The sequence below is a fragment of the Enterobacter sp. ECC-175 genome (genome assembly GCF_043968675.1).
Lineage (GTDB): Bacteria > Pseudomonadota > Gammaproteobacteria > Enterobacterales > Enterobacteriaceae > Enterobacter.
The window spans coordinates 4,074,020-4,092,464 of sequence record NZ_CP143776.1 but is presented as its reverse complement, the minus strand read 5'-3'; the positions used below and the strand labels follow the sequence as shown (position 1 = coordinate 4,092,464).

At 63.7% G+C, this 18,445-nt stretch carries 7 protein-coding genes; 1 reads left to right on the top strand and 6 read right to left on the bottom strand.

Features of this window, described 5'->3' with window-relative positions; all coding sequences use genetic code 11:
- Positions 1–115: 115 nt before the first annotated feature.
- Positions 116–1,297 carry a PLP-dependent aminotransferase family protein gene (locus tag V1599_RS19375; protein WP_395300673.1) on the top strand — a complete coding sequence of 394 codons (1,182 nt, stop codon included), beginning with the start codon at positions 116–118 and terminating at the stop codon, positions 1,295–1,297.
- A gap of 63 nt (positions 1,298–1,360) precedes the next feature.
- Here the strand turns inward: V1599_RS19375 and V1599_RS19370 are convergent, their stop codons facing one another.
- From V1599_RS19370 to V1599_RS19345, 6 genes are all read right to left on the bottom strand, one after another.
- On the bottom strand, positions 1,361–1,693 hold the full coding sequence (locus V1599_RS19370) for a HigA family addiction module antitoxin (protein WP_112009622.1): 333 nt from the start codon (positions 1,691–1,693) through the stop codon (positions 1,361–1,363).
- 10 nt (positions 1,694–1,703) lie between these two features.
- Positions 1,704–2,012 (bottom strand): type II toxin-antitoxin system RelE/ParE family toxin, encoded by a 309-nt coding sequence (locus tag V1599_RS19365; protein WP_112009874.1) that lies wholly within the window; start codon positions 2,010–2,012, stop codon positions 1,704–1,706.
- A gap of 207 nt (positions 2,013–2,219) precedes the next feature.
- Positions 2,220–3,389, bottom strand: coding sequence for an HlyD family efflux transporter periplasmic adaptor subunit (locus tag V1599_RS19360; RefSeq protein ID WP_112009873.1), 1,170 nt, complete (start codon positions 3,387–3,389; stop codon positions 2,220–2,222).
- A 10-nt stretch (positions 3,390–3,399) separates the two neighbouring features.
- On the bottom strand, positions 3,400–5,601 hold the full coding sequence (locus V1599_RS19355; protein ID WP_112009621.1) for a type I secretion system permease/ATPase: 2,202 nt from the start codon (positions 5,599–5,601) through the stop codon (positions 3,400–3,402).
- Positions 5,598–7,001, bottom strand: coding sequence for a TolC family outer membrane protein (locus tag V1599_RS19350; protein WP_112009620.1), 1,404 nt, complete (start codon positions 6,999–7,001; stop codon positions 5,598–5,600). The genes V1599_RS19355 and V1599_RS19350 overlap by 4 nt, the downstream gene beginning before the upstream one ends.
- 81 nt (positions 7,002–7,082) lie before the next feature.
- Positions 7,083–17,957, bottom strand: a complete 10,875-nt coding sequence (locus tag V1599_RS19345) for a BapA/Bap/LapF family large adhesin (RefSeq protein WP_395300672.1) — start codon at positions 17,955–17,957, stop codon at positions 7,083–7,085.
- Positions 17,958–18,445: the final 488 nt, after the last annotated feature.

Sequence of the window (18,445 nt, the reverse complement as noted above, 5' to 3'; positions counted from 1 at the left end):
TAAGGGTGAGGTTATGGCGCGACGACCCTGCACAACGCGCGAAAAGGAGTTATCAAGGCCGCTGACATGTGCTACTAAGACGGGTCATATCATAAAAAAAGAAGGGAAACAGAGAATGTCTGTCAGTAAACTCGCCAGCAGCGCGCAGGCCCTGCAATCGTCCGCCATCCGGGAATTATTAAAACACAGCAAAATGGCGGGCGTGATTTCGCTTGGCGGCGGTATTCCTAACCCCGACCTGTTCGATCACGAAGGGCTGAAGATAGCCGCGGATGCCGTGCTATCGCAGCATTTTGGCGAGGCGTTTCAATACGGCCTGACCGAGGGCGTGCCGGGGCTGCGCGACGCGATCCAGCGCATCTGCGCAGGAAGGGGCATTGCCTGCAAGGCCGATGACGTGGCGATCACGTCCGGTTCGCAACAGTCTCTCGACGTGCTGGCCCGCGCGTTAATTAACCCAGGCGACACCGTCGTTGTCGAACGCCCGACCTATCTGGCCGCGCTGCAGGTATTTGGCCTGGCGCAGGCAAACGTTGAATCCGTGGGCACCGACGGTGACGGAATGAAAGTGGATGAACTTGAAGCGCTGGCGGCAAATAAAAACATCAAAGCCGTATATATTGTTCCGACGTTTGGTAACCCGGGCGGCGTAACGCTTTCTGAAGCGCGTCGTAAACAGCTGGTGGAATTATCGAAGCGCTATGATTTCGTTATTATTGAAGACGATCCCTACAGCGAAATTAATTATACCGACGAGACGTTTCGCCCGTTAATTGCCCATGCGAAAGATATCGGCAATGAAGATAACGTGGTATACACCTCCACGTTCTCCAAAATCCTCGCGCCGGGAACCCGCGTGGGCTGGGTGGTGGTGCCCGAGTGGCTAAAGCGCGCGGTGGTTAACCTGAAGCAAACCACCGATCTGCATACCAGCACGCTGTCGCAGCTGATGACCTACGAGTACCTGAAAACGGGCCGTCTGGCAGGGCAAATTACGCTGATCCGCGAAGCGTATCGCCAGAAGTACCAGACGTTTGCCACTGCGCTGGAAGCGGAGCTGGGCGACGTGATGACGTTCCACAAGCCGAAAGGCGGCATGTTCCTGTGGGCGAAAATGAACAACGGCATCAATACGACGAAATGGCTGGAAAAAACGTTGAGCAACGGCGTGGTGTTCGTGCCGGGCGAATTTTTCTACTGTAATGAGCCGGACCAGACGACGCTGCGCATGTCATTTGTCACGCCGATCGACGAGCAGCTGGTCGAGGCGGTCAGGCGCCTGAAAATCTCGCTGTAAGCAATGCCCCGGCAGGTTGAGTGAACGCTGCCGGGCTGTTGCATTCGGGTTCAGCCAAAAACATTATCCCACTTTTCGCTTTGCCATTAATTCCGCTGCGGTTTTTACCCGGCTCAGCTCTTCCTGCGTTCTGGCGTTAGTTTGCACTTCCCAGATATCAACGTTTAGCTGCAGGTTCAGCCAGAATTCGATGCTGGTATCGAACGCTTTCGCCAGCCTGACGGCCATGTCGGCGGTAAGTTTCCGGTTATTGTTCACCAGTGCGCTAGCGGTATTGCGATGCACGTTGAGCATGTCCGCGAGGTCTGCAACTTTGAGGTTGAGCGGTTCAAGATATTCATACTGCAACACGTCGCCCGGCGTTGTCGGCTTACGTAATGCCTGTTGAAAAGTCATGGGTGATACCTCACTTGTGTAGCGTGTATTTGTGGGGGGAGAGGTAAAGATCTTCTGCCTTGCCGTCCGCCCACCTGAATACCAGCCGATACTGTCTGTTAATGCGAATAGAGAAAAAGCCGTCAAGGGGAGGATTCAGCGCTTCGAACCTGTTTCCCGGCGGCGAACGGAGATCGTTGTACGACGCGGCGGCATTGACCATATCCAGCTTTCTTGCCAAAACGGACTCGATGCTCGATGGAATGACGCTACTCGTCTTGCCATACAGAAAAAAATCCCTAAGCCATTCATCGCGAAAATGTTTAATGCTTTTTAGCATCATGGTGGTTAGCTCCTGTCCCTGTGAAGCTGAGGTCATGGTAATGCACCGATGCACTGTGCGCAAGTGCATATCTTTCGTTAATAACGATAGTGTTACGGGGTATGAAAATGGAGGAAAGGGGAGCAAGTGAAAATGTGTTGATTCTGCGAGGCGGTTTCAGGGAAATCCCCTCATCTCAAATGAGAGAGGGGACGGATAATGCGTTTACCGCTCCCGCAGCGCCTCTTTCGCCCGGTTGAACGGCTTGATCATATAATCCAGCACCGTTTTCTCGCCGGTCTTGATATCCACCGTGGCGATCATCCCCGGCACGATCGAAAAGTGTCTGCCCGCCTTGTTCACCAGATAATCCTGGCTGGTGCGGATAAATACCCGATAGTAGAACACCTCCGGCTTGGCTTCGTCCTGAATGGTGTCCGGCGATATCGTTTCAACCACGCCGTGCAGGCCGCCGTAAATGGCGTAATCGTAGGCGGTGATCTTCACCAGCGCCTCCTGGTTGGGGTGGATAAAGGCGATGTCGCGCGGGGAGAGGCGGGTTTCAATCAGCAGGTGATCGTCCACCGGCACAATCTCCATCAGCTCGCCGTTGGGCGGAATAACGCCGCCGATGGTGGTGACCTTGATGTTTTTCACGATCCCGCGCACCGGGGATTTCACCGTCAGGCGCGTGACCGAATCCTCGCGTCCTTTGAGGATCGCCGACACCATATCCACCTCCGCGTTGGCCTTGGACAGCGCCTCGCGCGCCTGCACGTAGTACTGCGAGCGCACGTCGGTCAGCTTCAGCTCCAGATCGCTTTTTTGCCGCTGCAGCCGCAGCACCTCAACGTGGCTGGCCGCGCCGGTTTTGACCAGCCGCTGGGTGATCGCCAGCTCTTTGTTCGCCAGATCCAGCGCCGAGCGCAGCTCCCGCTGGGTGTCCTCCAGCTGCGCGCGCCGGGAGTTGTACAGGCGCGTTTCGGCCCCCGTCAGATCCGTCCACTTCGCCAGCGACGGCGGGAACTTAAGGGGCAGATCGTTCACCTCGGCGTACAGGCGCACGCTGGAGGCGAGGGCGGCCCGGTAGCGCGCCGCGCTTTCGCCGACGTTTGACTCCGAACGCGTCGGATCGAGGCGCGCCAGCACCTGTCCGGCCTGTACCTGATCCCCCTCGTGAACGTTCAGCTCGGTGAGGATCCCGCCGTCAAGTGACTGCAACACCTGCTCGCGCGAGCTGGGGATCACTTTGCCCGTTCCCGTCGAGACCTCGTCCAGCACCCCGAACCACGCCCAGATCCCGACGGCGACGAACAGCAGCAGGGAGAAAATCACGATGCGCCGGGCGCCGGTATAGCCGCTCTCCGAGTCGAGGGCGTTGTCCAGATCTTCCATCGCGGCAACGTCACGCTGACTGATTTTCATTTTTCCACTCCCGTCCGGTTGCCTGCTGCTGTTGCTGCTGCTGTTGCATACGGCTGTTGCTGAGCGCCTGCGCTTTCGGCGCATCCATCACCAGCATGCCCTCTTTCAGGACGACGACCCGCTCGACCAGCTCCAGCACCGGCACGCGGTGGGTAGCGACAATCAGCGTGCGGTTGCCGAGCCAGGCCCCCAGGCGCTGAATAAACTCGCGCTCGGTGTGCTCGTCCAGCGACGCGGTCGGTTCATCCAGCAGCACGATGTTCGGATCGCGAAGCAGCATGCGCGCCAGCAGGATAGACTGCCGCTGCCCGCCGGACAGCCCCACGCCGTTCTCCATGATCGGATAGTCCAGCCCCTTCGGCAGCTTCTGCACGAAGCCCGCCGCGCCGCACATCTCCAGCGCCTCGAAGATCTCCTCGTCGGTGGCGCGCGGCATGCCGAGGGTGATGTTCTCGCGCAGGGTGCCGTAAAACAGCCGCGCGTTCTGGGTCATAAAGCCGACGTTGCGCCGCACGTCCGCCACGTCCAGGTGCGGCAGGCTGAGGTTGTCGAGCCGCACTTCGCCTCCGGCCAGATCCATACCGCCCGCCAGCGCCTGCAGCAGGGTGGATTTGCCCGCGCCGTTGCGCCCGAGGATCGCCACCTTTTCGCCGGGCTTGATCTCAAGGCGGTTGATGCGTAGCGCCATGCGCGGATCGTCCGGGTGATAGCGGAACTGCGCCTGCTCAAACAGATAATGGCCGCGCAGCACGTCCTGGCGGATCGGCGTCTCTTCCCGCTGGTTCTCGGTCGGCAGCTGCATAATGCTGTCCAGCCCCTCTTTCGCCGCCTTAACCTGCTGCCAGCGGGCCAGCACGCCGCACAGGGTGGCCATCGGGGCGATCATCCGCGACGCCAGCATCGAGGCCGCCACCACCGAGCCGGTGGTCAGCGTGCCGTCGATCACCATCGGGGCGCCCACCACGATCACCCCGGCGTAGACCAGGCTCTGGATCGTCATGCCCCAGTTGATCAGGTTCTGCGTCAGCTCGCGGGTGCGCAGGCCCGATTCGGCGGTGATCTGGATATAGCTGTTCCACTGCTGCAGGAAGCGGTTCTCCGCCTGCATCAGCTTGATGTCCTCCAGCCCCTGCACGCTCTCCACCAGCACCGCGTTGCGCAGGGTCGATTCATGCGCCGACTGCTTCGCCAGCTCGGCGAGCCGCTTTTGCAGCAGCAGGCCGGGCAGCACCATGATCACCGCCGCCACCGGGGCGATCCACGCCAGCTGCGGGGCGATGATCGCAAGCACGATCACGAACAGGAAGAAGAACGGCAGATCGACGATGGTGGAAATGGTGGAGGAGGTAACCATCTCGCGGATCTGCTCCAGCTCGCGCAGCTGGGAGATAAAGCTCCCGGTCGAGCGCGGAACCGCGCTGTTGCGCAGGCGCAGGGCGTGGCCGAAGACGCGATCCGAGACGCGCAGATCGGAACGCTTGCCCAGCAGATCCATGATGTGCCCGCGCGCCACGCGCAGCACGAAGCCGAACAGCGTGGCGATCAGCACCCCGATGGTCAGAACGTAGAGCGTCGGGTAGGACTGGGCGGGGATCACCCGGTCGTACACCTGCATGGAAAAAACAATCCCAGAAAGCGACAGCACGTTAATGAACAGCGCGGCGAGCATCACCCAGCTGTAGGGCCGCAGGTCGCGCATCACCAGGCGGTAAAGCCAGTCCGGGCGGTATTTCGAAATATAGGCGTCCACGCGGCTGTCCTTCAGCGCGGCCAGCGGGCGCAGGGCGATCACGTGGCGGACGGCGGGCAGCATCGCCGCCATCGACAGGCGGTTGGTGTGCATCTTGTCGTCGAAAAAACAGACCTCAAGGGTGTCTTCGCCGTCGAAATGCTCAATCACGCCAATTTTCCCTCCGTCCAGCTCAACCACCACCGGCAGGCGCCAGCTGTTGATGGCCTGCTGGTCCGCCGTCAGCAGCTGAAACGACAGCCCCGCCTCGCGGGCGAGCTGGGTAAGGGCGGGCACCATCGGCTTCCCTTTTAGCCACGGCGCGCCGGCGATCAGCGCGCCGGGCGAACAGGCCACGCGGTAGCGGGTGGCGACGTAGCCGAACGCCTGCGCCCACTGCGCCAGCGCATCATCCGTTATGCTTTCCCCTTGCGGAATATCACCTGGCTTCATGGCTGGATCTCCACGGTCTGGATGGTGCGGTTATCAAGATCGAACGCGTGACGCAGGCGCCCGGTGTTGTACAGGCAGTTCAGCTGCAGCTGGTGCAATTGCCCGGCGGTCTGCTGCTGGGTGAAGCGGGCCTGGTAGACCTCCTGCTCGGCGTTGAGCACGTCGAGCAGCGGACGGGAGCCGAGATCGAGATACTGCTGCTGGTACAGCTCGCGGGTGCGGGCGCTGAGCGTCTCCTGGCGGCCCTGAATTTGCAGGGTGCTGAGCAGGCTCATCACCTGGCTGCGCGCCTCCAGCAGCTTTTGCCGCACGTCGAGGCGCGTGCGCTGGATGGTGGCCTGGGCGGACTCTACCGCATGCCCGGCGGCGTCGCGCCGCGCGGTCAGCCCGCCGCCCTGGTAGAGCGGCATTTGCACCTTAACCCACGCGGAGTACTGGGTGCGGTCACGCACCTCGCTGCCGGAGTAGCGGTCGTTAAGGTAGTGGCGCACCTCCGGCTCCAGCGAGACGGTCGGCGTCATCTGCGCGTTGGCGTAGTCGAGGTTCGCCTGCGCGACGTTGGCCTGCGCCCAGGCCGCCAGCACCGCGGGCACCAGGCGATCGTCCGGCTCGGCGATATCGCAGCTTCGCGTCAGGCTTGCAGGAAAGTCATTGCTCACGCCGTTCAGCCCGTCCCAGCCGAGGAAGCTCGCGAGCGTGGCGCGGGCGCTGTCGAGGCTCGCCTGGTACTGCATCAGCTGCGCCCGCGCGCCTTCGATGCGGGCATCGGTCTGCACCACGTCGGAGAGCGAGCTGGCCCCCTCGTCGTTACGCTGCTTCGCCAGCGTGCCGATGGAGGAGAGGGCGTCGAGCTGCTCTTTGGCGGTGTCGACCATCTGCTGCCAGGTCTGCACCTGCACCAGGGCGATGGCGGTGTCGTGGGCGATGGTGTCGATGCTGACCAGCACGTTCGCCTGCTGCTGGGCCACGCCCGCGCTTTCGGCGCGCACCTGGCTTGCCACCTTGCCAAAGTCGTACAGCATCTGTGAAAGCGAAAGCACCAGCGACGGCGTAAAGCCGTTGTCGTCCCCGTCATGGGTGTAGCCGTTTTCCATCCCGGCGCTGATCTGCGGATAGTATTTCGATTTAGCGACGTCCACCTCTTCGCTCTGCTGGTAGAGCTTGCCCACCGCTTCGCTGATGGCGGGGTGCCAGGTCACCGCGCGGTTAACGGCTTCGCCGAGCTGCAGCGTGCCGGGTGCGGCTTTGCTGGCCACCGGGGCCACGCGTCCGCTCAGGGAGGGAAGCTCCTGCGCGTCGCGCAGGTCTTCGGTATTGATCGTCGAGGCCGGGTTTGCCGCGAGCGTGGGTACAGATATCAGGCAGCACGAGAGCCACCAGCAAGGCATCTTCTTTCCCATGTCATGTCCCTAATAAATGAGTACAGCTTTATTGTTTATGCCCGGGCGCTGCGCGCCCGGGTCAGGTGGTGCTTGTTATTGTCAGGTAATGATGTGCTGCTGATTGACCAGCTCGTCGTAGGTGGTTTGCACGTTATCCAGCGTCACCAGCGTGGTGTTGGTGTACGTGCTTCCCGCGCCGTCGCGGTCGATGGAGATCACCGTACTGCCGCCGCTCTGGGTGACGTGGAGATAGTTCCCCAGCGTTGAGGCGCTGCCGTTCCAGCCCACCAGCAGGTCGCCGATGTCGATTTTGTCCCCCTGCGAGAGCGAGAAGTTGGTCCAGTGGTCGCCCGCGGTGCTGCTGACGTTGCCGCCCGTACCGTTGCCTGCGGTGGTGTTCAGCACCTGGTAGATCAGCGTGTCGGCATACGCGGTGCCGGTAATCAGATCGTTGTGTTCCGAGCTGATGAACTGCGGCGCCATGTTGATGGTCAGCGTCGCGCTGTCCGTTTTCCCGCCCGCGTCGGTCAGGGTGTAGTTGAAGACCTCCTTCGAGGTGATGCTGGAGAGCGAAACGCCAGCGTTCAGGGTGTAGGTGTAGTGGCCGTCTGCGGCAATCGCCAGCGTGCCGTAGTGCCCGACGACGTTGACCGTGGCGCTGCCGGCGTACGGGTCAAGGGTGGTGCTGACGCCGTTATAGCCGGTGATGCTCAGGCGCGTATCCACCGAGTGCAGCTGATCCATCGCCCCGGCGGAGTCCGTGCCGTCAAAGATATTGCCGTTGACGGCGTGCCCGCTGGTGGAATCAAACTGGCTCAGGGAGTAGGAGGTCCCGGTGACGCTCGGGGTAATGGTGATATTCCCCACGCCGAGCGCCGGTATGCTGCCGGTGTAGCTCAGGGTGTAGGTTCCCGCGTTCAGATCGAGGCCCGTCAGGGCAATATCCGCATTGCCGCCCAGCAGCAGCCCGCCGCCGAAGGAGCCCGAGCGGACCGTGGTGCCGCCCTGCGAAATCGTCCAGTTGACCGTCAGGCCGCCCAGCGTGAGGAGCGAGGCGACGTTGAAGTGCAGCACCACGTTATGCAGCGCCGTGTTCGGGTCAACCACGAAGGTGCCGCTGCCGCTGCCCGAGGTGGTTGCCAGCAGCGCCGCGTTCCAGCTTGCGGTCCCCACCGTGGTATCCGAGAACAGCGACGTGTGGTGTACCGAGGTCACGTCCATCACGCTGCTGACGTCGTTGACCGCGTCCATCGCCCGCGCGGTAGGGGTGATGTTCAGCGAGGCGGTGTCCTTCGCGCCCGTTGGCGAGGTGATGGTGTAGACGAAGGTGTCCGGCGTGCTGATGTGGTCCGCGCCGATACCGGTTTTAAGGGTGTAGGTGTACTGGCCGGAGGCGTTAATGGTCAGCGTGCCGTATTCCCCGACGATGGTGGTCGTACCGTTGGCGTTAACCGCCACGCCGTTGACGTCCGTGACCGTGGTCCCTGACGGCGCAATATCGTCCGCCAGCACGTCGCCCGTGGTGCTCGCCCCGACGCTCGACACGCTGTAGACGTGATCTTCCAGCACGTTGAGCGTGTAGGCGGTCAGCGCGGTGATCCCCGCCGCGGTGTTGAGCAGGAACAGGTACTCGCCGGAAGGCAGGTTAAGCGTCAGCTGGGACGAGGTGCCGCCCAGCAGCGGCGCGCGCAGCCAGCCCGGCTGGACGCGCATCTGCTCGAAGGTCTGGGTCGCGTCGTTGAACTTGTAGATGTAAAGATCGAACACCGAGGCCAGGGCCACGCCGCCGACGGAGGCCTGGATGGTCATGGTGCGGGTGGTGCCTTCCTCCACGTTATAAATGATCGGGTTGCTCAGGTCGTCCAGCAGGTTCAGCCCCAGCGTGCTGCCGAGGTTAATCCCCACGACGGTGAAGCCGCCCTGCGACGAGGTGCCGTTATTGATCTCATGCACCGTGGTGTCGTAGGTCAGCGACGCCGTGTCGTCCACCGCCACGATGCCGGTCGCCACGGTGCCCGCGCCGAGGTTCAGCACCAGGCTGGCCGACGCCGACGCCCCGTTATGGGTGATGGTGTAGGTGAAGCTCTCCGTGCGGCCCAAAATGGCGGCGCTGGTGTTGGTCAGATTGTAGGTGTAGCTGCCGTCGAGGTTGATGGTCAGCGTGCCGTACAGGCCCTGAACCACGGTGCCGTTGGCGGTGACGTTCACCGTGTCGCCGTTGGCGTTAGTGACCGCGCTGACGGTAGTGCCCGCCGGGGCGTTGTCGCTGCCCGTTGTCGGATCGACGTCAAGGATCACGTTCCCGGTCAGGCTGGTTTCGCCCGTCACGGTGCCCGCGCTGGTCTCCTTCACGCCCACGTCAATGCTGGTGTAAGAGCCGGTCGCCAGCAGGTTGGTGTTGTAGCTCAGCACGCGGTACTGGCCGTCGGCAAGCCCGTTCAGGTTGAGCGACACGCCGTTCGCCCCGAGCGTCAGCAGGTAGGCCCACTGCGGCTGCCCGGTATCAACCACGGTCGTCCAGGTGTTGTTCGCGGCGTCAAAGCGCTGCACCACCAGCTCGAGGGTGTTCAGCAGCGAAAGCACCGCGCCCGTGGCGTTGGCGTTCACCACGATATCCGCGCTGCCGCCGGTGCCGACGGTAAAGCCGACCTGCGCGGTGTCGTTGCCGAGCAGGGTCAGGGCATTGCCGAGCGCGCCCACCAGCAGGAAGCCGTAGTCGCTGTACTGCGTATTGGTGACGGTGGCGGTAGTGCTAAGTTCCAGCTCCTCAAGGTTGGTGCTGGCCGACAGCGGCACGACCGGTGCGACCACGGACCCCGGCTGTGAGACGTTACCGGCCGCGTCCGTGGCGGTGATTTGCAGCGTCTGGCCTTCGGTCTGCTTGTTGAGGAAGGTGTAGCTGTAGGTGCCGTTGCTGCCCGCGACGGTAGTGACCGTGTTGCCTCCGCCGAGGTTGATGGTGACGGTGCTGCCCGCTTCGGCGGTGCCGGTCAGCACGCTGCCGTCGGCGTTAAAGGTGCCGGACGGCGCTCCCGGAGGCGTGAGGTCGACAATCACGGTGGTGGCAATGGAGACCGGGCTGGTGCCGGAACCGTTACCCGCCGTGGCCGTGAAGGCATGAGAGCCTTCCGTCAGCGTTGGGGTGGTGAAGGTCCAGCTGCCGGTGCCGTCGGCAACCACGGTGCCCATCGCCACGCCGTTGTTGTACAGCGTGACGGTGGAATTGGGCTGCGCCGTGCCGCTCAGGGTCGGCGTCGCGTCATCGGTCGCTTTCCCGTTGGTCAGATTCCCCTGGATCGTGCCGACGTTATCGGCCACGGTCACAATAATCGGCGCGTTTGGCACGGTGGTGAACGGCGCGGACACCGACGCGCTTGCGCCCGCGTTTCCGGCCCTGTCGGTAGCGTAAACCAGCAGCGATTCGCCGCCCGTCTGCGCCGGCGTAATGGTGGCGTTAAAGTTGCCGTTACCGTCCGCCGTCGCCGTGCCGAGCACCGTCCCGGTGCTGGAGGTAATCGTGACGGTACTGCCCGCTTCCGCGACGCCGGTCACGTGCGTCCCGTTGGTGATGACGGCAAGCGTGGTGGGCAGCGCAGGCGGCGTCAGGTCCACCGTGATGCTGGTTGGCGCGGAGGCGGCGCTGGTGTTGCCCGCCGCGTCGGTGGCGGTAACGGTAAAGCTGTGCGGCCCCTCGCCCAGCGCAATGCTGGTTTGCGGCAGCGTCCAGGTGCCGTTGGCATCGGCCGTTACCGTGCCCACCAGCGTGGTGCCGTCATAGATGCGCACGGTCGAATTGGCTTCGGCGGTGCCGTTCAGCGTTGGGCGCGGGTCGTTGGTCGGGTTGCTGCCGGTAATCGGGCCGGTCACGCTGCCCACGTCATCGACGATCGAGGTGATGGTCGGGACGGTCGGCGCGGTGGCATCGACGTTAACCACGTACGCGGCGGTAGGATCGCTGACGTTACCCGCCGCGTCCGTCGCCGTCACGGTAAACGAGTGCTGCCCGTCGCCAAGCGTTGGCGTATAGCTCCACGCGCCGCCGGTGGCGGTCACGGTGCCGACTAGCGTCGTGCCGTCGTAGATTTTGATCGTCGTTCCCGCTTCCGCGGTGCCGCTGAGCGTCGGCTGGTTATCGTTGGTCAGGCCGCCGTTGGTAATCGGCGTGGCGGCATTGCCCACGTCGTCGGTGACGCTGACGATGACCGGTACGGCAGGCGGCGTGGTGTCAATCGTCAGGCTAAAGCTCGCCGACGGCTGGCTGGTGTTGCCCGCGGCGTCCGTCGCCTGGGCGGTAAAGCTATGCGGGCCCGTGCCCAGCGTGGTGGTGAGGGTGATCGCCCAGCTGCCGCTGGCGTCGGCCACGCCGGTTCCCACCAGCGTTGTGCCTTCATAGATCCGCACCGTCGCGTTCGGTTCGCTGGTGCCGATCAGGCGCGGCACGGTGTCGTCGGTGGTCTGGCCGCTGCCGAGCTGCCCGGTCACCGCGCCGACGTCGTCCAGCGCGTAGGTGATGACCGGCGCGTTTGGCGCAGCGGTATCGACAATCACCGTAAAGCCCGGCGAGGCAGGGCTAACGTTGCCCGCCGCGTCGGTGGCCGTGGCGGTCCAGGTGTGGCTCCCGCTGGCTAATGCCGGCGGGGTAAAGGTCCACGCGCCGGCACCGTCCGCCTGCGCGGTGCCAACCGCCGCGCCGTTTTCATAAATCGTCACGGTCGAGTTCGGCTCGGCCGTGCCGTTCAGCGTTGGCGTGGTGTCGTCGGTGCTCTGGCCGGAGGTGAGCGGGGTCTGAATCGTGCCGACGTTGTCGCTGGCCGTGGTAATGGCCGGGGCCAGCGGCACGCCCGTATCCACCGTCAGGTTAAACGGCTGGCTGGTCGGGCCGGTATTGCCCGCCGCGTCGGTGGCGTTGAGCGTGACCGCGTGCGGGCCGTCCGCCAGCGCCGTGGTCGGCGTGAAGGTCCAGTTGCCCTGGGCATTGACCAGCGCGGTGCCGACCTCGGTGCCGTCCACGATGACGTGGACGGTCGCGCCGACTTCCCCGGTGCCGTTGAACGTTGGGCGCGCGTCGTTGGTGGCGCTGCCGCTGGTCAGCGTGCCGGTGACCGGGCCAACGTCGTCAATCACGGTCGACAGCGCGGGCACGGCTGGCCCGGCCGTGTCGACGGTGAAGCTGTAGACCGGTGAGTTGGCCGAGACGTTGCCCGCCGCGTCGGTGGCGTTGATCCTGATCGAATAGCTGCCGTCCGCCAGCGGCGTGGCAGGCGTAAAGCTCCACGTTCCCCCTGCGATAACCGTTGCAGAACCTATTTCAGTCCCGTTGTTGAAAATATGCACCACGCTGCCGACCGCGCCGGTTCCGCTCAGCGTTGGTGTGTTGTCGTTGGTCACCTGTCCGGTCGCGATATTGCCGAGGATGCCGCCGACGACGTTATCTTCGACGCCGGTCAGGGTTGGCACGGTTGGCGCGACGGTATCGACCGTCACGTTCCAGGCCGCGGAGGCGCTGCTGACGTTTCCTACCGGGTCTGTCGCCACTGCCGTGAAGCTGTGGGCGCCTTCGCCAAGCGCCGTTTCCGGCGTAAAGGTCCAGGCACCGCTGGCGTTGGCGGTGACGACGCCAATTTGCGTGGCACCGTCAAAGATCGCCACCGTGCTGTTTGGCTCTGCCGTGCCGCTCAGCGTTGGCGTGGTGTCATCGGTTGTACTGCCGCTCGGCACGTTGCCCGTGACGGTGCCGACGTTATCGCTGACGCCAACGATGACCGGCGTGACGGAGCTCGTGTCGACCACCACGTTAAAGGCCGGAGAGGCCGCGCTCTGGTTCCCCGCCGGGTCCGTTTCCCGAATGGTCAGCGCGTGGCTGCCTTCCGCCAGCGGCGTCGACGGAGTAAAGCTCCAGGTGCCCGTTTGGCCGACGACCACGCTGCCGATGGAGACGCCGTCGCTGTAGACGGTGATGGTGTCGCCCGCCTTCGCGCTGCCGGTCAGGGTCGGCTGGGTATCGTTGGTGGACTGGCCGCTGGTAAGCGCGCCCGTGCCCGGGCCGACGTCGTCAATCACCGAGCCGATAACCGGCGTTGTCGGCGCGGTCAGGTCGATGGTCACGCTGGCGGCAGGGGAGCGGCCGCTGGTGAACAGCCCCACGGTAGTGGTCGCTTCGAAGGTGTGCGGGCCTTCGCCCAGCGCCTGAAGCGCCGTTGCGGTGTACGTCCAGGTGCCGCCAGCGCCGACCGGAATAATGGCGAATGGGATCAGGCTGCCGTCCAGGTAGAGCGTCACGGTGCTGCCCGCCACGGCGGTCCCGCTGATGGTTGGGGTGGTGTCGTCGGAGGTTTTGCCCAGCACGCTGCCGGTCACGCTACCGACGTCGTCGGTGATATCGGTGATGATCGGCACGTCGGGCAGGCCCGCGGTGACGCCCGTGACGGTGAGCGACGACGGATCGCTGGCGTTACCCGCCGCATCGGTTGAGGTCACGGTGAGGTCCGCGCCGTTGGCCTGCGCCGGGCTGACCGCTACGGAGAACGCGCCGCTGCCGTCCGCGACGCCGGTGCCAATCACCGTACCGCCGCTGTCTTTAATGGTGATGGTGGTGCCCGGATCGGCATTCCCGGTTACCGGCGTGCCCTGGGCGTTGATGGCCAGGTTGCTCGGGTCCGCCGGAGGAATGCTGTCCACGGTGACCACCGTCGTTGGGCTGGGGGTGGTATTACCCGCGGCGTCCGTCGCGATAACGGCGATGCCGGTGCTGCCCTGGTCGAGCGGGGCGGTCGGCGTGAAGGTCCAGGTGCCGTCGGCGGCAACGTTGGCGAAGCCCACCGACGTTTCGTTAACGAATACCTCTACAGTGCTGCCCGGCTCCGTTTTGCCGGAGATCGTCGGCGTGGTGTCGTTGGTGTAGAGCACGTTGTTTGCCAGCGTGCTGCTGGAGATGCTGTCAATCTGCGGAATGGCGGGCGGCACGGTATCGACGGTGACGTTAAACTGGGCGCTCGGCGCGCTCGGGTTGCCCGCCGCGTCTACCGAGACGGCGGTCAGGTGCAGGGTGCCGTCCGGCAGGGCGGAAGGCGTCACCGTCCAGGTGCCGTTCACCACCGTCGCTTCGCCAATCGCCACGCCGTTGTTGTAGACAATCACCCTGTCGCCGTTGACGCCCGTGCCGGTAATGGCCGGGGTATTGTCGTCCGTGGCGCCGCCGGCGGTCGCGCCCCCGGCCAGGGTAATGACCGGAGAGGCCGACGGCGTGGTATCGACGTTGATGGTGATCGGATCGGAGGTCAGCGATACGTTGCCCGCTTCGTCGGTCGCGGTGGCGGTGTACTGGTGAGAGCCTTCATCGATGTTGGCGTCCGGCCTCCAGCTCCAGTCCCCGCTGGCGTTGGCGGTGACGCGGCCCACCTCAACCGGCGCGGCCCCGTCCTGGCTGTCATAAATAATCACTTCGGCGTTCGGTTCGGTTTTACCGCTCAGCACCGGACGCGGGTCGTTGGTGCTGCCGCCGTCCGCCACTGGGCCGGTGATTTGGCTGACGCTGTCGGTAACGGTTGGGGTGGCCGGTTTGTCCGGCGCGTCGGTATCAATCACGATGGTAACCGGCTGAGACGGCGAGCTTTCGTTGCCCGCGCCGTCCTTGTTGGTGACGGTCAGGGTCACGTCATAGGTGCCGTTAGCGAGCGGCGGGGCGGTCCAGGTCCAGGTGCCGTCGTTGCCAACGGTGACCTCGGTCTGCTTCACGCCGTCCACGTAAATCGCCACCGTATCGCCCGCCGTGCCCGTGCCGCTCAGGGTAGGGGTGGTATCGCGGGTGGTTTCCCCCGGGTTCAGCGCGACTCCCGCGCCGCCGTCAGGGTTAACGGTGACGGCCGGCGCATCCGGCGTGCCCGGCGCAACGGTATCGATCACCAGGCTGAACGGCGGCGAGGTGGTAATGTTACCCGCCGCGTCGGTGGCCCTGACGGTGAGGGTGTGCGTGCCGTCGGTCAGCGGGGTAGTTGGGGTGAAGCTCCAGCCGCCGCTGCCGTTGAGCGTGGCGGTGCCGAGCAGCGTCGTGCCGTCATACACGGTAATGGTGCTGCCCGCCGGCGCGGTGCCCTGCAGTACGGGGCGGGTTTCATCTGTTGGCGTGCCGCTGGTGACCGGGCCGGTCACGTCCCCGGTGTTATCGGTTACCGTACCGATCGTCGGCGTGCCCGCTGGCGTGGTGTCGATGTTCAGGGTAAAGCCGCCGGTAGGATCGCTGGCGTTGCCCGCCGGGTCGATTGCCACGGCGGTCAGCGCGTGGCTGCCGTCCGGGATGGCGGTTGGCGGCTGGAAGCTCCAGCTGCCGTTTGCGTCCACCGTCGCGGTGCCGATCTGCGTGCCGTCAATGCGAATGCTGATGGTGCTGCCCGGCTCGCCGGTCCCGCTGATGACCGGGCGGTTATCGTTCGTCGGCTGGTTGCTGGTCAGCGGCCCGGTGTAGCCTTCGACGGCATCCACCACCTGGGTGATAGCCGGGGTCGCGGGCGGCGTGAGATCGATGGTGATGCTCCAGCTGTTCGACGTGCCGCTGGCGTTGCCTGCGCTGTCGACGGCGGTGGCGGTAAAGACGTGCCCGCCCGCCGTCAGGTTGGCCGGTGGCGTAAAGGTCCAGACCCCGCCCGCCGGGATCACCAGCGTGCCGATTTGCGTCTGACCGTCAAAAATGTACAGGCGGGTGCCCGCTTCGCCGGTGCCGTTAAGGGTCGGAGTGCCGTCGTTGGTCAGGCCGCCGTTAGCGATCGGCCCTACGGAAGTTTGCACATCATCTACCACTGAGGTGATAACCGGCGTCTCGGCGGGGAGCAGGTCCGGCGCGATCGCGGAGGCCGTCGGGCCGGTGTTTCCGGCCTTATCGGTGGCATCGGCGGTCAGCGTTTCGCCGTTAAGCACTTTGGGCACGAGCTGAATAAGGAACGTGCCGTCGTCTCCTGCTTTGCCGCTGGCGATCTCGGTACCGCCGGGGCCCTTGATGCTGACGGTGCTGCCCGGCTCGGCCGTGCCCGTAATGGCGGTGCCGTCAGGAAGCACCTTCACGTTTTCAGGGGCGAGCGGATCGGTGGTGTCAGGCGCGGTGGCTGTGCCCGGCTGGCTGACGTTGTTCGCCGCGTCGGTCGCGACCACCTGCAGCGTTTCGCCGTTGGTTTGCGCTGGCGTAATGCCGATAGAGAACGTGCCGTCGCTGCCCGCCTTGCCGGTGCCGATGACGTCTCCGGCCGAATCTTTTATCGTCACCGTGCTGTTGGCTTCGGCTTTACCCGTTACCGTTTTGCCGTCGCCGGAGACCACCAGATCGCTCGGCGGGGTCGGCGGCGTGGTGTCGGGCACGACCTGAATCGAGCTGGCGTTCGCCACCGGGCTAACGTTACCGGCCGCATCAACTGCCGTGACGTGTATGAGCGCGCCGCCGGGCTGCGGAGGAGCGAGGGTGATGCTGTAGTTTCCGTTCGCATCCACGGGAGCCGAACCAATCCGGTTGCCGTTGCTGTCGGTGATGATAATCGTGGTATTGGCATCAGCGTGCCCGGTCGCCACCGTGCCCGCGGCGTTCAGTGAGGCCGTCGGCCTGTCTGGCGCGGTCACGTCGACGATCAGGGTGATGGCCGCAGAAGGAACGCCCAAGTTGCCCGCCGCGTCGGTGGCGGTGGTGGTGATCTTGTGAGCGCCCTCGCTCAGGTTAACGGACGGCGTGAAGGTCCAGGCGCCGCTGGCGTTGGCGACTGCCGTACCAATGGCGGTGCCGTTGTCATAGATCGTGACGGTCGCCCCTGCTTCCGCCGTTCCGCTGAGGGCAGGGCGCTGGTCATTGGTGCTGGAGCCGTTGCTGAGCGCGCCGGTGTTAGGGGCCACGTCATCGGTAATGGCGGTGACGACGGGGGCCGCGGGGGCAACGGTATCGACGATAAAGGTCACCGCCGTTGACGGCGCGCTGGTGTTTCCGGCGGCATCGGTGGCGGTGGTGGTGATCGAATGACTTCCTTCAGAAAGGGCCGTGCCCGGCGTAAAGGTCCACTTGCCGCTGGCGTCCGCCCTGGCAGTGCCAATCTGCTTGCCGTTGTCGTAAATCGTGATGGTGGCACCGGCCTCTGAGATACCGCTGAGGGTTGGGCGAGCGTCGTCGGTACGCTGGCCGTTGGAGAGCGGCCCCGTTTCGGCACCCACGTTGTCGTCAACGGTCACAATGTCCGGGGCGTCCGGCGCGGTGAGGTCAGGCGCGGTGACGTGTCCGGCCTGGCTGGTGTTGCCCGACGAGTCCGTTGCCGTGGCGGTGATCTGCTCGCCGTTGGTCAGGGGCGTGCCAAGCTCAATCGTAAATTTGCCGTCGCTGCCGGCTTTGCCTGTCCCCACTACGTGGCCGCTGCTGTCTTTCAGCGTGATGGTGCTGCCCGGCTCCGCGGAACCGGTCACGGTGGAGCCGTCCGGGGAAAACTTCAGATTTGATGGGGCGCCAGGCGCCGTCGTGTCGGGAGTCGACGGATTGCCCGGATTGCCAGGATTACCGTTGTTGCCGTTATCATCATCGCCACCACCACCTCCTCCACCGCCGCCGGCTGCCAGCGCAATGCCGCCGCCGACCGCCAGAGCGCCCAGCACCCAGGGCCAGACCGCGGCGCCGCCGGTATCGGAGCCCGATGACGCTATCAGCGCATCGACGGAGGAAATCGCTTCGTAGTGTTCTACGCCGGTTGGATCTTCAATCCACCACAGCGCGCCGTTACTCTCTTCCAGCACCAGCTGGCTCGCCCCCTGCGCGTCGTTAACGTAGAAATTTTTGAGCGTAATCACTTCACCTGAATGAAGTGAGATCACCAGATCGTTACCGCTGCGGGAGTAGTGAGCGATATCGGCTCGCGCTACGTGAAGCTTAACGATAGAGGAGTGGTCCAGTGCGACCAGGGTGCCCTCTGTGGTGGTTTCCACGCCAGTAAGTTTCGATATAACAGAGATTTGGCTCATACAATTATTACTCCAGCAGAGTTATTTAAACGGCGTGCAGGACATTACCCCCTCCGTGATGTGGGAAAACGCGCTCCCGGCGGAGCCGCTGTTATTAATAAAGCGCTCACCGTGACATTTCTTTAGAGCGGCCGATGCCCGCCAGCATCAGAGTGGCAACATCAGGGGCGAATCTCATTATTTATTAGAAGTGGCGTTGTCTTTTTATTTTTTCGTGATATATAAACCTTGTGATTAATGGAGGTATTATTTGAGACGACCTAAAAATGATATAGCCATAAAGTTATAAATATGCAAACTCAGCCTGTGTAATCGGCAGGTATTTTATTTTGATGCACAACATCTGTGACCTTAGACATGGTTTCACGTTTCACCTTTTGAGGCGTGGTGCGGCCTGTAGCGCCGCGCCTGGGTGCTGCACGGTGGTGGGGGAGTAAAGAGAAAATAAAGGAATAGCGTTATTTATTAATATATTTTGTTATTAGTTT

Bases quoted from the DNA above. Each gene is read 5' to 3' on its own strand.
- V1599_RS19375 (WP_395300673.1), top strand. From the start codon at position 116: ATGTCTGTCAGTAAACTCGCCAGCAGCGCGCAGGCCCTGCAATCGTCC.
- V1599_RS19370 (WP_112009622.1), bottom strand. From the start codon at position 1,693: ATGACTTTTCAACAGGCATTACGTAAGCCGACAACGCCGGGCGACGTG.
- V1599_RS19365 (WP_112009874.1), bottom strand. From the start codon at position 2,012: ATGCTAAAAAGCATTAAACATTTTCGCGATGAATGGCTTAGGGATTTT.
- V1599_RS19360 (WP_112009873.1), bottom strand. From the start codon at position 3,389: ATGGAAGATCTGGACAACGCCCTCGACTCGGAGAGCGGCTATACCGGC.
- V1599_RS19355 (WP_112009621.1), bottom strand. From the start codon at position 5,601: ATGAAGCCAGGTGATATTCCGCAAGGGGAAAGCATAACGGATGATGCG.
- V1599_RS19350 (WP_112009620.1), bottom strand. From the start codon at position 7,001: ATGGGAAAGAAGATGCCTTGCTGGTGGCTCTCGTGCTGCCTGATATCT.
- V1599_RS19345 (WP_395300672.1), bottom strand. From the start codon at position 17,957: ATGAGCCAAATCTCTGTTATATCGAAACTTACTGGCGTGGAAACCACC.